Consider the following 13,604-nt stretch of genomic DNA (forward strand, 5'->3'; position numbering starts at 1 on the left):
AGCTCGGACACGTGTCACAGTCGCACCGCGGGTGAGCCTGCGCTGCCCCTTTCCGGTCGGTGGTATGCGAGACTGCCAGTGTCCCGGTGTCTGCGACCTCCCCGGCGAGGCCCGGCTCGCCGGGGAGGCGGTAGCGCCCCACCGCAGGACGCCCGGCACCCACGCGCCTGCGCGGCTGCCAGCACGTCGACCGATGGCTGTCCCTGGGAGGTCACGTGTCGCGACACGTAGTCGGGATCACGCTCGACAACCTCGAGCACCTGCCGCAGCGGTGCAGGCGATGCGTGTACTGGGAGCTGGCCCCGCACCTGAAGGAACAGGTCGAGGAGTACGGCGACACCGAGGTCGAGAAAGAGGCTTGGATCTCGGCCGTGCTGCTGGAGTGGGGTTCTTGCGGCCGGATCGCCTACAGTGAGGAGCTTCCGGTCGGCTTCGTGCTCTACGCCCCACCGAGCGCGGTGCCCCGTTCGACAGCCTTCCCGACCGCGCCGGTCAGCGCGGACGCCATCATGCTGACGAGCTTCTTCGTGTTGCCCGAGTTCCGTGGCGCGGGTCTGGGCAGGATGTTGGTGCAGGCCGCGGTCCAGGACCTGACGCGGCGGGGCGTCACCGCCATCGAGGCCTATGGGGACGAGGACCCGGAGACCACATCGGGCGAGCGGGAGCACACCTGCGTGGTCGCGGCCGACTTCCTGCGCAGCGTCGGGTTCAAGACCGTCCACGCCCACGCTCGCTGGCCGAGGCTGCGGCTGGAGCTGCGTGCCGGGCTGTCCTGGAAGGAAGACGTGGAGGCCGCGCTGGACCAGCTGCTCGGGCACGTGAGCGTGGCCGCCGTAGGAAGCAAGGAGCGCACCGCGGGCCGCGTGTAGCCGGGCTGCTGGAGACCGGGCCCATCCCGGAGGGACCACGGTCGGCCCCTCCGGGACCTAGCGGCTCCCCGGGTCGTGTCCCCTCCCGCGAGTGGTGCCGGTCTCGGCCAGGTACCGCGCCCCGACGCGCAGGTTGCTGAGCGCCTGGCAGAACAGGGACAGCATCCGTTGGTCTTGGCTGCGGTGGCGCTCCAGGAGTTCGTTGATGGCGTCGTCGGCTGCGGCGAGGGCTCTCGCATCTTCGGGGAGTATCACCACGCCACCTCCCTCCCCCGCTTGTTCGTGTCGTCGGGGGATCTCCCGCCCCCACTCGTCGGTCACGATCACCAGCGGTACGCCTCGGTCGCGCAGCCGGTCGTGTTCGGCCAGCGCCTCCGTGTAGCTGGGGTGCCGGGACCAGATGTCCCCGGCGCTCGGTACGGGCGGGCCGGAGTTGGGGTTCGGTGGCAGCAGCCGCACCTGGTACTCCTCGCTCATAGCAGCAGCTCCCGACGACGTCGACCGTGCCGTATCCGGTGCCGACCCGGTGGCGGGTCAGCGCGGTGCCACCCGAACATCCGCAGGGCCACGCCGACCCGGTGCCACGGGATGATCGCCAGGAACGGGACAGCGAAGATCAGCAACATCCACATGTAGAACATGGCCACCCTCCTCGGTTGACGGAGCGTTGAGCTCGTATACTGTCAGCACACCTGGCGGATATGCAAACGTGCAGATAACGCAGTACTGTAAAACACTCGAATGGAGTAGCCATGGCACAGCCACCGATCCGTAGGCAGCGCCTGGTGGCCGAGCTGCGACGGGAACGCGAGCGCCGCGAGCTGTCGGTGCAGGAGGCGGCCGAACGGGTCGGATGGGACCCGACGAAGCTGTCGCGCATCGAGAACATGCGCATCGGCATCACCGGCGACGACACCCTCGATCTGTGCGAAGCCCTCGGGGTGGAGGAGGCCAGGGCGAACGCCCTGGCCAGGCTCGCTCGTGAATCCCGCCGCCGAGGGTGGTGGCACTCCTACAACGACGTGCTCGGTGATTTCGGCGGACTGCTCGAATTGGATCTGGATGCGGAGAGCCTCAAGGAGTGGGAGGCCGATGTGATCCCGGGCGCGCTGCAAACCAGGGACTACGCGCGGGCCGTGATCAGCAGTACATGGCCGGACAGTCCACCGGAGGAGATCGAGAAGCGGGTCGATCTGCGAATGGAGCGCCAGGAGCGGCTGCACAACACTCGGCACCTCAAGCTGTGGTGCACGATCGACGAGGCCGCACTGATGCGGCCGGTCGGCGGTCGGGAGACCATGGCCGACCAGCTCGACCGGCTGGCTGAGCGCGCACGCCAACCGGGTGTCACGGTGCAGGTCCTGCCGATCGACATCAGCGGTCACCCGTCCATGGGCGCTCCGTTTACGGTCATCGATCTCGCCGATGGCGCCACGTATGTGTACGTCGATACCTTGTCCGGCGGTTTGTACCTGGAAGAGCCCAGCGACATCGCCATGTACACGACCACGATGGAGCGGTTGCAAGCTCAGGCCCTAGACTTTGACCGGTCGGTGCAGATGATCAAGCGCTATGCCGCCCAGCAAAGGACGGGACCATGACTCACTACTCGGAGTGGCGGACGGCCAGGTACAGCAGTGGTGGCGGTCAGTGTGTCGAGGTCAGCCTCGGCCCCACCGCCCGTGTCCGGGACACCAAGGACCGGGACGGCGGGACGCTGGACGTTCCTGCCACCGCGTGGCAGGTCTTCACCGCCGCGCTCCGCGGCTGACGGGCACCAAGCCCCAGGCTCTTTCCATGAGGAACGTGAACAGCCCCCGACGGTGGAACCGTCGGGGGCTGAACTGTCTGTGCGCAGTCTGTGCGGGCCGCTGCCCGGCTACTGCTTGGTGAGCTCGTGCCGGAGTACGTCGGCGAAGGTGAAGGTGCCGGTGGGCTGGTCGTTCTCCCCCAGCAGGTACAGGCGCTTGACCGCGACCAGCATGCCCTCGGCGACCACGTCCCGGAAATGTGGATCCGCGAGGCGATGGCGGTCGCCGTCGTTGGTGAGGTAGCCGACCTCGATGCGGACCGCCGTGCACCGGGTCAGCCGCAGCAGCTCCCACGTGCGAGCGTGTGTGCGGCAGTCGAGCAGGCTGGTCCGGGCGACCAGCTCGCGTTGGATGAAGCCGGCGAGCAGCTCCCCCACCGTGGAGGTGGTGCCGTTGCCGGTGCCGAAGTGGAAGGTTGCCACACCCTGGGCCGCCGCAGAGCGGTTTCGGTCACAGTGCAGCGAGAGCAGCAGGTCGGCGCTGGCCTCGTTGGCGAACGACGCGCGCTCGGCCTCGGTGGGGCACTGCTCGGGGCCACGCGAGAGCAGCGCCTCCATCCCGGCGGCGACCATCCGTCCTTCGAGCCGGCGCGCGAGATCCCAGGCGATGTGGTCCTCACGTACGCCGTCGACAACGACTCCGGTGTCGTTACCACCGTGACCTGGATCGATGACGATCCGCTTGCCACGTAACCGTGGCCCGGCCTCACGGACCTGCTCCTGCTCCCGCAGCAGCACCGGTCGTCCCCCGCTCGCGCGCGGGGACAGCTGGCGTAGCGCCCGCACCGTTGATGGACCGCAGATCCCGTCGATGACGAGACCGTAGTCGCGCTGGAAATTGCGCAGCGCCGCTTCAGTGCGGGGGCCGAAGATGCCATCGGGCCTGCCGCCGTCGTAACCGAGCTCGGTCAGCCGCTCCTGGAGGGCGAACACATCGTCGCCGTGTACGGGGGCGGACATCATGTACGCCAGCGGCCTGCTGCCGAGGTGATAGCTCGCGCCACGCAACGCTCGGTAGGTCGCTGGCCCCACGATCCCGTCGGTGATCAGCCCCCTACGTTGCTGGAAAGCGCGAACGGCGTGCTCGATGGTGGCATCGAACTCGTGCTCGGCGGCAGTCTGCGGATCATGGTCCGCGTCCGCAAGCACATTGGCGGCGACCAGCAGGGACTTGACCTCAGCCACATCGGCGCCGACATCACCGCGGCGGAGTACTCGCATGCACTCCTCGCTCGTCTCTGGGGATCACTCTCGCGGAACACGGCTGAGCCGTATCCATGGTTGTCATCTACACCCGCGGTCATCCCTCGAGTGTACGTGGGGACTCCCATTGTGCCTTGCCGACGCGAGGTGGCCGTGCAGGGATATCGGGCGCGTTCCCGGACCGTGATGCGTTACGCTGTCCCGTTGCCCTACGACGCGCTCACCGAAAGTATCGTTGTGAGTACGTTCGGTGAGCGCGTCGAGTGGGAGCTGTCAGCCGATGACGTCGGAGAGTTCGGACAGCAGCGCGGCCTTGGGCTTGGCACCGACGATCTGCTTCACCGGCTCGCCGTCCTGGAACAGGATCAGGGTCGGGACCGACATCACCTGGTAGTCACGCGCGGTGCCCGGGTTCTGATCGATGTCAAGCTTCGCGATGGTGAGCTTGTCTGAGTGCTCGGATGCGATCTCCTCCAGGACCGGAGCGATCGTCTTGCACGGTCCGCACCAGGTGGCCCAGAAGTCCACGAGGACGGGCTTGTCGCTGGCGAGCACGTCGTCCTTGAAACTCGTGTCGGTCACGTTGACGGGCGAATCGGCCATATCTCTCTCCCTTATCGGTTAGGTGCCACCTGATCTCCGCGACACCCTCACTGTTGCTGCCCTGCGGGGCCGTTCTCAGGCCCCCGAGCCAGCGCTCGTGCTGGCGGCACCCGCCGTGGCGGGAGCGCCGTAACCACCGCCGACCAGCTCGGCGTCGTGTTGCGCGGCAAGGGACTCGCCGTGCGCGGCGAGCCAGCGTTCCGCGTCGATCGCGGCCGTGCACCCGGTCCCCGCCGCGGTGACGGCCTGGCGGTACGTGCTGTCGACGAGGTCGCCGCAGGCGAACACGCCGTCGAGGTTGGTGTAGGAACCGCGACCGGACACGAGCACATAACCCTCGTCGTCGGTGTCGACCTGGCCGCTGACGAGCTCGCTACGCGGGTCGTGCCCGATGGCGACGAACAGGCCGGTGACGTTGAGCTTGGACTGCTCGCCGGTGACCGTGTCGGTCAGCGTGAGACCGTTCACGGTTCCCTCCCCGTGCACCTCGGTGACCTGGGAATTGACCCGCCAGTGGATCTTCTCGTTGGCACGTGCGCGGTCCAGCATGATCGCCGAGGCCCGGAACTCCTCGCGCCGGTGCACGACGGTGACGGTGCGCGCGAACTTCGTCAGGAACGTCGCTTCCTCCATCGCCGAGTCACCACCGCCGACCACGGCGATGTCGTGATCGCGGAAGAAGAAGCCGTCGCAGGTCGCGCAGGAAGATACGCCCCGACCGAGCAGCTCCTGCTCGCCGGGCACGTAGAGGTAGCGCGGGGATGACCCCATGGCGAGGATGACGGCGCGAGCCGCGTAGCGCCGACCGTTCGCGGTGACGTACTTGACGTCCCCGGTGAGGTCGAGCTCTTCGGCGTCCTCGGTGCGCAGCTCCGCGCCGAAGCGCTCGGCCTGGCTGCGCATCTCTTCCATCAGCTCCGGGCCCTGGATGCCGTCACGGAATCCCGGATAGTTCTCCACTTCGGTCGTGGTCATGAGCGCGCCACCGAACTGTGCGCCCTCGAACACCAGCGGCGCCAGATCGGCGCGTGCCGCGTACACGGCCGCCGTGTATCCCGCGGGCCCCGAGCCCACGATGATCAGGTTTCGTATGTCTTCGGCAGACAACCCGCTACCTCCGCTCGCGTCCTGCTACCTCAGCCGGGTCAGGGTGAGACTGTTGGTCGGTGTGGTTCCGCGTGATTCTCGTCGCCGCGAGCCTCGTGCGCGAGCCCACATCCACCAGTGTCACAGGGCACCCGGCGGGTCGGGGCGCCTGGTAGGACGCCACTGCTGGGGTCAACACGATCGTAGGCGCCGGTTGTTCCCGGCGACGGCACATGGTGGGCACGCTTACACCGGCTACAGCGGGGCGTTGCGCGTCAGCGGGTACCGCCGACGACCTCGTCGTACAGCACGCCGGGGCTGTCCGGGCCGCAGCCGGGAGGCAGCGCGAGGAGCCGGTACTGAGCGAACTCCCCGGTGGTGAGCACTACGAGCACCGCGGGCTCGCCGTCGACGGTGGCTTCCCGCACCCCGGCTGGGCGCACGTCGGGGTCGATGTCGTTCGCCTCGAGGCATTCGTCGAGCGTCGCCCGGTCGTCCAGCGGGCCGTAGTCCCAGATCCCGAAGGTGTCGTCCAGCGCAAGCTCTGGGCGCTGGGTCTGCAGCGTGACGGGCGGCAGCTCGGCGCCGTCGAGCTGGTCGGTGGCCAGCGGGGTGCCGCCCGTCGTGCGGTCGGGCACGATGACCGCGGCCAGCGCCACCATCATGGCCACGGCCGCCGCGGCTGCCACGCCCGCCGTCCAGCCCCAGCGAGGGAAGCGCCGTGCCCCGCGAGCCCTGGCGGTGGCGATGTCGGTGACAGGTGCGGGCGGACCGGTGCCGCTGTCATCCTCACCGCGTTCCCGCTCGAGTGCGCTATCGATGCGGGCGGCGACGTCGGCGGGGGCGGGTTCGCTCCCCTGTCCCTCGGCGCCTGCCAGGCTCGCCAGGTCGGCCACGGTGGCGTCGAGACCGCGCAGCACGGCCATGGCTTCCGGGTCGTCCCGTACCTGTTGCCAGACCCGGGCGGCTTCCTCGTCGTCGAGGACGCCCGCATGCAGGTCGGCGAGCAGGTCGACGGTCCACCCTTCAGCCGAGGCACCACCCGGATCCCACCTCGGGTTGCTCATCGTTCCTCCGTCCGGCGCGGTGTCATCGGGTGCACCCGCCCGCTCGCATCCGGTCGTTGTTCCGGTTCGGATGTGGTCTCAGGAGGTGGGACGTTTGCATTCGCATCCGGGTTCCGCAGATGGCCGAGAAGTTGCGCCAGCTTGGTACGGCCCCTGGCACACCGGCTCTTGACCGTACCCTCGGCGACGCCGAGTATCGCGGCCGCTTCGGCCACCGGGTAGCCCTCCACGTCCACGAGCACGATCGGCACGCGCTGCTCCTCGGGGAGGGTCTGCAGCGCGTCTGTGACGAGCATCCGGGTCTCACGCTGCGCCATCGCGTCGCCGGGCGCGGCCGGTTCGCGGTACTCGTCGGTGTCCGGGAGCGAGACGGTGGGGCGGGCTTGCTGTTTTCGGATCCGGTCGAGGCAGGAGTTGACTACGATCCGGTGCAGCCACGTACTGACCTGCGATTCCGACCGGAAGTTCGCTGCTGCCCGGTACGCGGAGACGAAGGCGTCCTGTAGCGCGTCGGCGGCGTCTTCCCGGTTACGAAGCGTGCGTAGCGCCACCGCCCACATCCTGTCCCGGTGCCTGCGGACGAGTTCGGTGAAGGCGTTCGGGTCCCCCGCGGCGTGGGCGGCGATCAGCTCGGCGTCGGTCGCTGCGGCTGTCACCCGGCCGAGCTTACTAGGACGCCATATTGGGTGTACCCGATCATCTCAAGTGGAGGCTGGCACGCGGGCGCTATCCGGTCGTGTAGAGGGTGACCTCGTTGAGTTCCGAGGAGAACGCGCCCTCGGGCCCGCTGAGCCGGGTGATCCACACCATGACGTATTGCGATGTCGCCGCGGGATCCACCTCGATCTCGGTTTCCCGCTCCTCGATCTCGCCCGAGGCCACGACCTCGGTGCGGTCGAGGTACGCGTTGGGGTGATCGGCCGTGCGGATCTCGATCTCGGTTCCGTAACTCTCGCTGAGCAGCTCCACCTTGGCTACCTCGACCGGTTCGGTGAAGCTGAACGACAGTCCCACGCCGGGTTTCAACGCGGGCAGCTGCTGCTGGTACTGGGAGGTCGTCCACGCGGTGTCCGGATCACCGTCGACCGCCTGCCAGGCGCGGTCCGGGTGGTCGCCGGTTCCCTGCGGGTTGTACACGCGCACCTCGGTCGGTTCGAGCTCGGTCAGCGGCTCCGGTTCGGGCGACGCCTCGTCCTGGTCGTCACCGCCCTGGCCGTCGTCTTCGGCTTCCTCCTCGGTCTGCTGACCGGTATCGGCGACGTTGAAGTCGGGCCCGACGGCGCCTTCCTCGTCGCTGAAAAAGTTGATCAGCGACAGGCCGATCCACGCGATGATCCCGACGGCGGCGACCACGAGCACGGTCGCTCCGACCGCGAGTTTCTTGCGCTGGCTCGCATCGGTGACCGGTCGCCGCGTCGTCCACACCGCGCCGTCGTCGTCGGTGTAACCCGGCTCTTCCTGCTCAGCACCGGTGCGCCGCAGGTACGCCTTGTGTTCTTCGGCTTGCGCGATCTGCCGCAGCATCCGCAGGAACGCGGCACTCGTGCGGACACCGCCGGACTGGCCATCGGCCAGCGTGCGTGTGACCAGGGACGACAGTTCCCGGCCCAGGCCGGGTTGCAGCGTCTCCGGTGGTTCGGCAGTGCCGTCGGTGCCCACCGGCGCGCGGGCAACGGCCTGCGGCCCGTGCTGCAGCGGCCAGTGACCGGTCAACAGCAGGTACAGCAGGGCGCCGAGTGCCCTGACATCGTCGCGGAGCGTGCCGCTGGCCAGCGGACCCGGGAAGACCATCCGGAGCGAGCCATCCGGAGCCCTGCGGATGCGTTGCGGGTGGTCGATCCCCAACACGATCCCCTGGTTCTGCGCCCGCTCGACCGCCTCCACCAACGGTTCGAGCATGCGACACGCCGTGGCTGGTGCGATCGGCCCGTCGGTAACCACATCGACCAGATCGGTGCCCTTTGTCCACTCGGCGACCACGATGCCGAGCAACCCCTCGGTGGATGCGATGCCGTTGCCCAGGCTGAGGACATCGAGCACGCGGGCGACATTGCTGTGGGTGAACTGCGAGGCATGCGCGGCGCGTTCCAGCGTGCGCTGGGCCGCTCGCGCCGCCGTGACGTCGGCCGGATCGCCGACCAGTACGGTCAACGCCACGTCGCGCCGGAGCTGGCCGTCCCTGGCGCGCCACAGGTGCGCCCCGGCCCGCTCGTCCACCCCGAGCTGCGCGAGCAGCCGGTAGCGACCGTCGCCAACGACCGCGCCAGGGGCAAGGGTGCCGCGACTGATCCCGCTGCTCCTTCCTGGCCCGTCGCCGTAGTGCTCGCTTCGCCTGGTGTTCACCGCACTCCCACGACCTCCCAACGTGTTCTCCATCCGAGAGTACGCGACTCAGCCCGCGAGTCGCGGCTGTTACGCGGGCCCGGAATGGTTGATGCGTCGCAGCTCACGTGCGTTTGACCATGCCAGCCAGGCGTGAGGTGATCGGCTTGATCTCGTCCAGCCCGAGGGCGGTGAGGATACCGAACGACACTCCGAGCCCCACCACGGATTGCACGGTCAGCGTGAGCCATGCCTGGGGGACCTCGGGCAGTGTGTCGGGCACGAGCATGCCCGCGGCCACGGCAGCCAGCACACCCGCGACGCACGCCGCGGTGGTGAAGACGATCACGCCGACCACGCGCTTGCTGCGCAGGTTCCCGAGCCGTACCCAGAGCCAGACCTGGCCGAGCACCGCACCGACCACGAAGGTGAGGGAGTTGACCAGCATCGCGCCGAGCACGACCTGTTCCGGGGGCAGCAGTACGGGGCACAGATACAGCAGCGGGATCTTCACCGCAGTCATGACCAGCATGATCAGCGTCGGTGTGCGGGCGTCCTTGAGCGCGTAGAACACCCGCAGTTGCAGCATCACCAGGGCGTACGGCAGCAAGCCGAACGCGGAGATGGCCAGCGCCTGGCCGAGTCGCTCGGCGCCTGCTCCCTCGGCGCCCTGGCCGACCGAGTACAGCGCGATACCCGCGTCCGTGCCCGCGACGGTCATCACCGCGGCGATCGGCAGCAACGCGACGGTGGAGATACGGGAAGCATACGAGAGGTGACCGATCAGCCCGCGGTCGTCGCCGTCGGCGGCGGCGCGGCTCATGCGCGGCATGATCGCGGTCAGCAGGGACACGCCGATCACGCCGTAGGGCAGTTGGAACACCAGCCAGGCGTTGTAGTACGCGGTCATACCGCCCGCCGCGCCCGCGGTAAGCACGCGGGTGGTGACGATGTAGCCGAGCTGGCTGACGGCGACATAGCCCACGATCCAGGCCGCCAGCGCGGCGAACTCCTTCATCCGGTCGTCGATGCCCCAGCGCCAGCGGAACCGGAAGCCGGTGCGCAGCAGCGGCGGCAGCAGCATCGCGGCCTGGGTGACGATTCCGAGCGTGACCCCGATTCCCAGCGTCAGCAGCTTGGCATCACCCATGCTCACCGGGTCGAGCGAGATCTCGCCGGGCACCAGCGTGTAGATGCCGATGGTGGCGATGATGACCAGGTTATTGACGACCGGCGCCCAGGCGGGCGGGCCGAACACGTGCCGGGCATTGAGGATGGCCATCAGCAGCGCGAAGAAGCCGTAGAAGAAGATCTGCGGCAGGAGCAGGTACGCGAACGCCGTGGTCAGCGCCGGGTTGGCTTCATCGGTGGAGGCGTCGACGTAGATCGCGGTGAACACCGGAGCGGCGATCACCGCGACCACCGTTGCCCCGGCGAGCAGCGTCAGCGCGACCGTGAGCAACCGCTGGGTATAGGCCAACCCGCCGTCCGGGTCATCCTGTGATCGCACCAGCAGCGGTACCACGATACTGGCCAGTACTCCGCCGAGCAGCAGCTCGTAAACGATGTTGGGCAGCGTGTTGGCGATGTTGAACGAGTCGTTGACCACGCCGATGCCCAGCACCCACACCAGCAGGACTTTCCATGCGAAACCGGTGATCCTGCTGACCAACGAGGCGATGGCGATCGTGCTCGTCGACCGCGCCAGCGAGGGTACGTCCTCGGACGGCGCGGCCATGCGTTCCTGCTCGGCCGATTCCGGGGCGGTGCCTTCCCGCTGCGGCACACCCCGCTGGTCCGGTGGGGCCGACGGCGGGGCCTGGGCCCCGGGATGCGGCGGCGCGTCGACCCGCGGCAGCATCCTGGTGAGCTCGTCGTAGGGACGCAGCGAGTCCGGATCGGCCGTCGGCCACAGCGGAGCCCGCGACGGATCGGCATACGGCAGGTTCCGGCGCGTCAACCCGTCGGCGTTCGAGCGGGGTCTGCGGGGTTGTCCCTGAGGACGCGGCCGGGGAGGCTGCCCGGATTGAGGAGGCTGCGCGGCCTGCGGCGGCTGTCCCCGCTGGTGCCGCTGCCCGCGCTGCCCGCGCTGCCCGCGTTCCGGCATCTGCTTACTCAACCCGCGCCTCGGAGGCTCATACCCGACGCGGCAGGTGGGTGTCGCTCAGCCGGATCGCGGTCGCCGGATCGCACCGGGCGGTTGCATCCGGTCTCGCCACGGCGGCACAACCCGAGGTTCGCATAAGCTACACCGTTCCCTGCCGTCTCCCCTGCCGTCTACACGCCTGTCCGACCGTAGCCGATCAGGCTCAGCCGCTCGCGGCGTCCGCCGATCGCACCCGCTGGTAGATACGGCGGCCCGCGAGCAACAGAAGCGCACCAGCTGCGGTTGCTGTCACGATAACCGTGATCGCCCCGTAGTCCGTGGAGGCCAGTTCGATTCGCGCGGGGTCACCCAGTTCGGTGCCGCCCGGTGTGCTCAGCGTGACATCGACGCTGAACCGCCCCGCACGCAACGCCTCGGCGGGTATCCGCTGCGTGTAGGAGGAGTTCGCGGGCATGTCGAGGTCGGAGACGGGCTCGGGGCGCAGCCCGATCGTGTTGTGCAAGCCAATCCTCACGGTGACCTCGACCGGCAGGTCGTTCTTGATCACGATGGGTAGCGGCGAGGATCCGGAGGCCATCGAGATGGTGCGGCCGGGATTTTCCACGCTCACCCTGCCGCGGAGCTCTTCGAGCTGGCTATGCACGTTCGCCACGTTCGCCTCGGCGGTGGCCTGATCCTGCCGCACATCCGCAGCTGTGGTGCGCAGCAGACCGTTGCGCAGGGGACGAAGCAGATCGGCGGGCGCGACCTGGGCAGGCGCATCCACCGACATGGCCGACTCCAGGTCGCCGATGATGGCCTCGGCGGTCTCCATGTCGTTGACCACGCCGTGCGGCAACACCGAGCGCAGGGTGGTCTGAGTACCCACCGGGTCGGCCTGCTCGACCGGCGTGGCCGCCAACAGGCGGGATACCGGGGCCAACTCGATCGCGTCCCGCGTTGTGAGCAGCTGGATCACCTCACGCGCCTGCCGCAGCTCCGCGGTGTCGGGATTCCAGGTGCGCGAGGGGGCGAGAACGAGGGGATCGGTCGCTGCTTGCGGATCGAACAGTGCGCGGTAGGCGAGCGCGGCCAGCCCGTTCTGGGTCGCGGTCGCCGGGATGTCCGCGGCCGTCCGCAGCGTGTACAGGCCTGCCGGGTCACTCCGGTGCTGATCGAAGCCCCGACTGATCAACCGGTCCGTCGGCACGGCCCGGACCTCGCCCTCGCCTGCCGGTTCCTCGGCGTTGTCCCCGTTCTCGCCGTTCTCGCCGTTCTCGGTGTCTTCCGTGTCTTCTGGGGGGTCGGGCTCACGGACCGTGGCTGTTCCTGTGAACGGGCCATGGGGCGTGAGCTGGTCGGGGCCTGCGAACACCGTCGACGTGCCCGTATCGGCGAGCACGTCGAGCAGCTGCTGGGTCAGCGGCCCCTGCGGCCAGAACGCTTCGGTGACAACCGGTGTGTCGAGGATGTCGGCGACGAGCTGGTCGTTGTCGATCGACGAACGCGCCAGCTCGGGAAACGATGCCGCGAGTACCCCTGCGTCGGAGTTGGCGTAGGGCATGGTGACCACGCAGCCGTCCTCGACGCGTTCACGCAGCGCGTCGAGCCACTCTGCAGCGTCCTCGGCCCCCGTGCCCGCAACTGTGCTCTCATCCGCGGGACCCTCACGTACGCGGTAGCCGTCGGTCATGGCATTGGCCGTCGCGACGACCTCCGGGTCGATCGCGAAGCACACCGCGTCGAACAGCTCAGCCTCATCCTCGGCGTCCGGGGCCTCGCGCACCAGCGTGCGCAGCCTGCCTCCCTGACGCATCTCGTCGGCGAGCCGGTCGCTGTCGAGGACGATGTCCCCTTCCACCGGCTCGGCGATGATGCGCTGGTTACTCGCGATCGGCCACAGCATGGACACCGGCCGCGGCGGTGCGGTCGGCTCGACGGGATCGGCTCCCGGCACTTCGAGCACCGGCAGCACCATGCTGAAGGCGGCTAGCCGGGCGGTGTCTCCACCCTCGGGTTCGCCGTTGATGTTCACCAGGAGCGGGTACAGCGCGGCTTCGGGGAACTCGAACCCTCCTTGGCCACCGGTGAGCGGGACCGAGAGCCGCACCGTGGCGCTCTGCCCGGGCTCCAGCCGGTCGGTGACCTCCTCGAAGCCGGTATGCTGCGCGTCGGTGCGGGCGTCGCCTGCCAAAGCGGTGGCCACTTCGTCCGGTGAGCGTTGCGGTATCCCCGCCTGCACCCGCACGCGCGGCTGGTGGATGCTCTCGTCGGTGACGTTGGTCACCTCACCGGTGATCGTCAGTTCCTCGTCGTCACCGGTCACCGCGCGGGGGGTGATCGAATCGATCGTCAGCGTGAGGTGATCGGCTGCGGCCTGGGGTGGCTGTGCCGTTGCCGCACCCTGGCCGAGCAGCGCGGGCAGCAGCAGGGCGATCGCTGCCAGCGCCATCGCTGCAACGGGGCGTGAGCATCCAGAGCGCACGGCGAGATCCTCGCTGACTAGTCGTGCCGTGTGGCGGTGCCGCGTGGGAGCCTCCACGCGACCGCCCACCTCG

Annotated in this window: 13 protein-coding genes; 3 read left to right on the top strand and 10 right to left on the bottom strand. The window is 68.8% G+C overall.

The genetic code is table 11. The annotated features are described in order from the left end of the window. The first annotated feature begins 215 nt into the window (after positions 1 to 215). A complete protein-coding gene (locus F8178_RS00560) occupies positions 216 to 869 on the top strand; it encodes a GNAT family N-acetyltransferase (RefSeq protein WP_317492579.1) in 654 nt (217 codons plus the stop codon). Between the two features lie 57 nt (positions 870 to 926). Here the strand turns inward: F8178_RS00560 and F8178_RS00565 are convergent, their stop codons facing one another. Continuing rightward, the gene (locus tag F8178_RS00565) at positions 927 to 1,346 is read right to left on the bottom strand and encodes a hypothetical protein (protein ID WP_317492580.1); all 420 of its coding nucleotides are present in this window, start codon (positions 1,344 to 1,346) and stop codon (positions 927 to 929) included. After that, the gene (locus F8178_RS00570) at positions 1,343 to 1,510 is read right to left on the bottom strand and encodes a hypothetical protein (protein ID WP_317492581.1); all 168 of its coding nucleotides are present in this window, start codon (positions 1,508 to 1,510) and stop codon (positions 1,343 to 1,345) included. Before F8178_RS00570 ends, F8178_RS00565 begins: the two co-directional genes overlap by 4 nt. Positions 1,511 to 1,621: 111 nt before the next feature. On the opposite strand from F8178_RS00570, the gene F8178_RS00575 reads away from it, so the two are divergent. Further along, the gene (locus F8178_RS00575) at positions 1,622 to 2,470 is read left to right on the top strand and encodes a helix-turn-helix transcriptional regulator (RefSeq protein ID WP_317492582.1); all 849 of its coding nucleotides are present in this window, start codon (positions 1,622 to 1,624) and stop codon (positions 2,468 to 2,470) included. Continuing rightward, positions 2,467 to 2,640: a DUF397 domain-containing protein gene (locus F8178_RS00580; protein ID WP_317492583.1), complete on the top strand. Its 174-nt coding sequence runs from the start codon at positions 2,467 to 2,469 to the stop codon at positions 2,638 to 2,640. The genes F8178_RS00575 and F8178_RS00580 overlap by 4 nt, the downstream gene beginning before the upstream one ends. Before the next feature lie 108 nt (positions 2,641 to 2,748). Here F8178_RS00580 and F8178_RS00585 read toward each other — a convergent pair whose 3' ends face one another. From F8178_RS00585 to F8178_RS00620, 8 genes are all read right to left on the bottom strand, one after another. Next, positions 2,749 to 3,900, bottom strand: a complete 1,152-nt coding sequence (locus F8178_RS00585; protein ID WP_317492584.1) for an N-acetylmuramoyl-L-alanine amidase — start codon at positions 3,898 to 3,900, stop codon at positions 2,749 to 2,751. 255 nt (positions 3,901 to 4,155) lie between these two features. Next, entirely contained in the window at positions 4,156 to 4,485 is a 330-nt protein-coding gene (trxA, locus tag F8178_RS00590; protein ID WP_317492585.1) for a thioredoxin, read from the bottom strand. A 75-nt stretch (positions 4,486 to 4,560) separates the two neighbouring features. Next, positions 4,561 to 5,592 (bottom strand): thioredoxin-disulfide reductase, encoded by a 1,032-nt coding sequence (gene trxB, locus F8178_RS00595; protein WP_317492586.1) that lies wholly within the window; start codon positions 5,590 to 5,592, stop codon positions 4,561 to 4,563. A gap of 254 nt (positions 5,593 to 5,846) precedes the next feature. After that, entirely contained in the window at positions 5,847 to 6,638 is a 792-nt protein-coding gene (locus tag F8178_RS00600) for a hypothetical protein (protein WP_317492587.1), read from the bottom strand. Continuing rightward, entirely contained in the window at positions 6,635 to 7,294 is a 660-nt protein-coding gene (gene sigM, locus F8178_RS00605) for an RNA polymerase sigma factor SigM (protein ID WP_317492588.1), read from the bottom strand. Before sigM ends, F8178_RS00600 begins: the two co-directional genes overlap by 4 nt. Before the next feature lie 70 nt (positions 7,295 to 7,364). Next, positions 7,365 to 8,981 (bottom strand): protein kinase family protein, encoded by a 1,617-nt coding sequence (locus tag F8178_RS00610; protein ID WP_317492589.1) that lies wholly within the window; start codon positions 8,979 to 8,981, stop codon positions 7,365 to 7,367. A 103-nt stretch (positions 8,982 to 9,084) separates the two neighbouring features. Beyond that, the gene (murJ, locus tag F8178_RS00615; protein WP_317492590.1) at positions 9,085 to 11,079 is read right to left on the bottom strand and encodes a murein biosynthesis integral membrane protein MurJ; all 1,995 of its coding nucleotides are present in this window, start codon (positions 11,077 to 11,079) and stop codon (positions 9,085 to 9,087) included. Positions 11,080 to 11,269: 190 nt separating this feature from the next. Further along, positions 11,270 to 13,498 (bottom strand): DUF6049 family protein, encoded by a 2,229-nt coding sequence (locus tag F8178_RS00620; protein WP_317492591.1) that lies wholly within the window; start codon positions 13,496 to 13,498, stop codon positions 11,270 to 11,272. Positions 13,499 to 13,604: the final 106 nt, after the last annotated feature.

The sequence above is a fragment of the Haloechinothrix sp. LS1_15 genome (assembly GCF_033042135.1).
In the GTDB taxonomy this organism is placed as follows: domain Bacteria; phylum Actinomycetota; class Actinomycetes; order Mycobacteriales; family Pseudonocardiaceae; genus Haloechinothrix.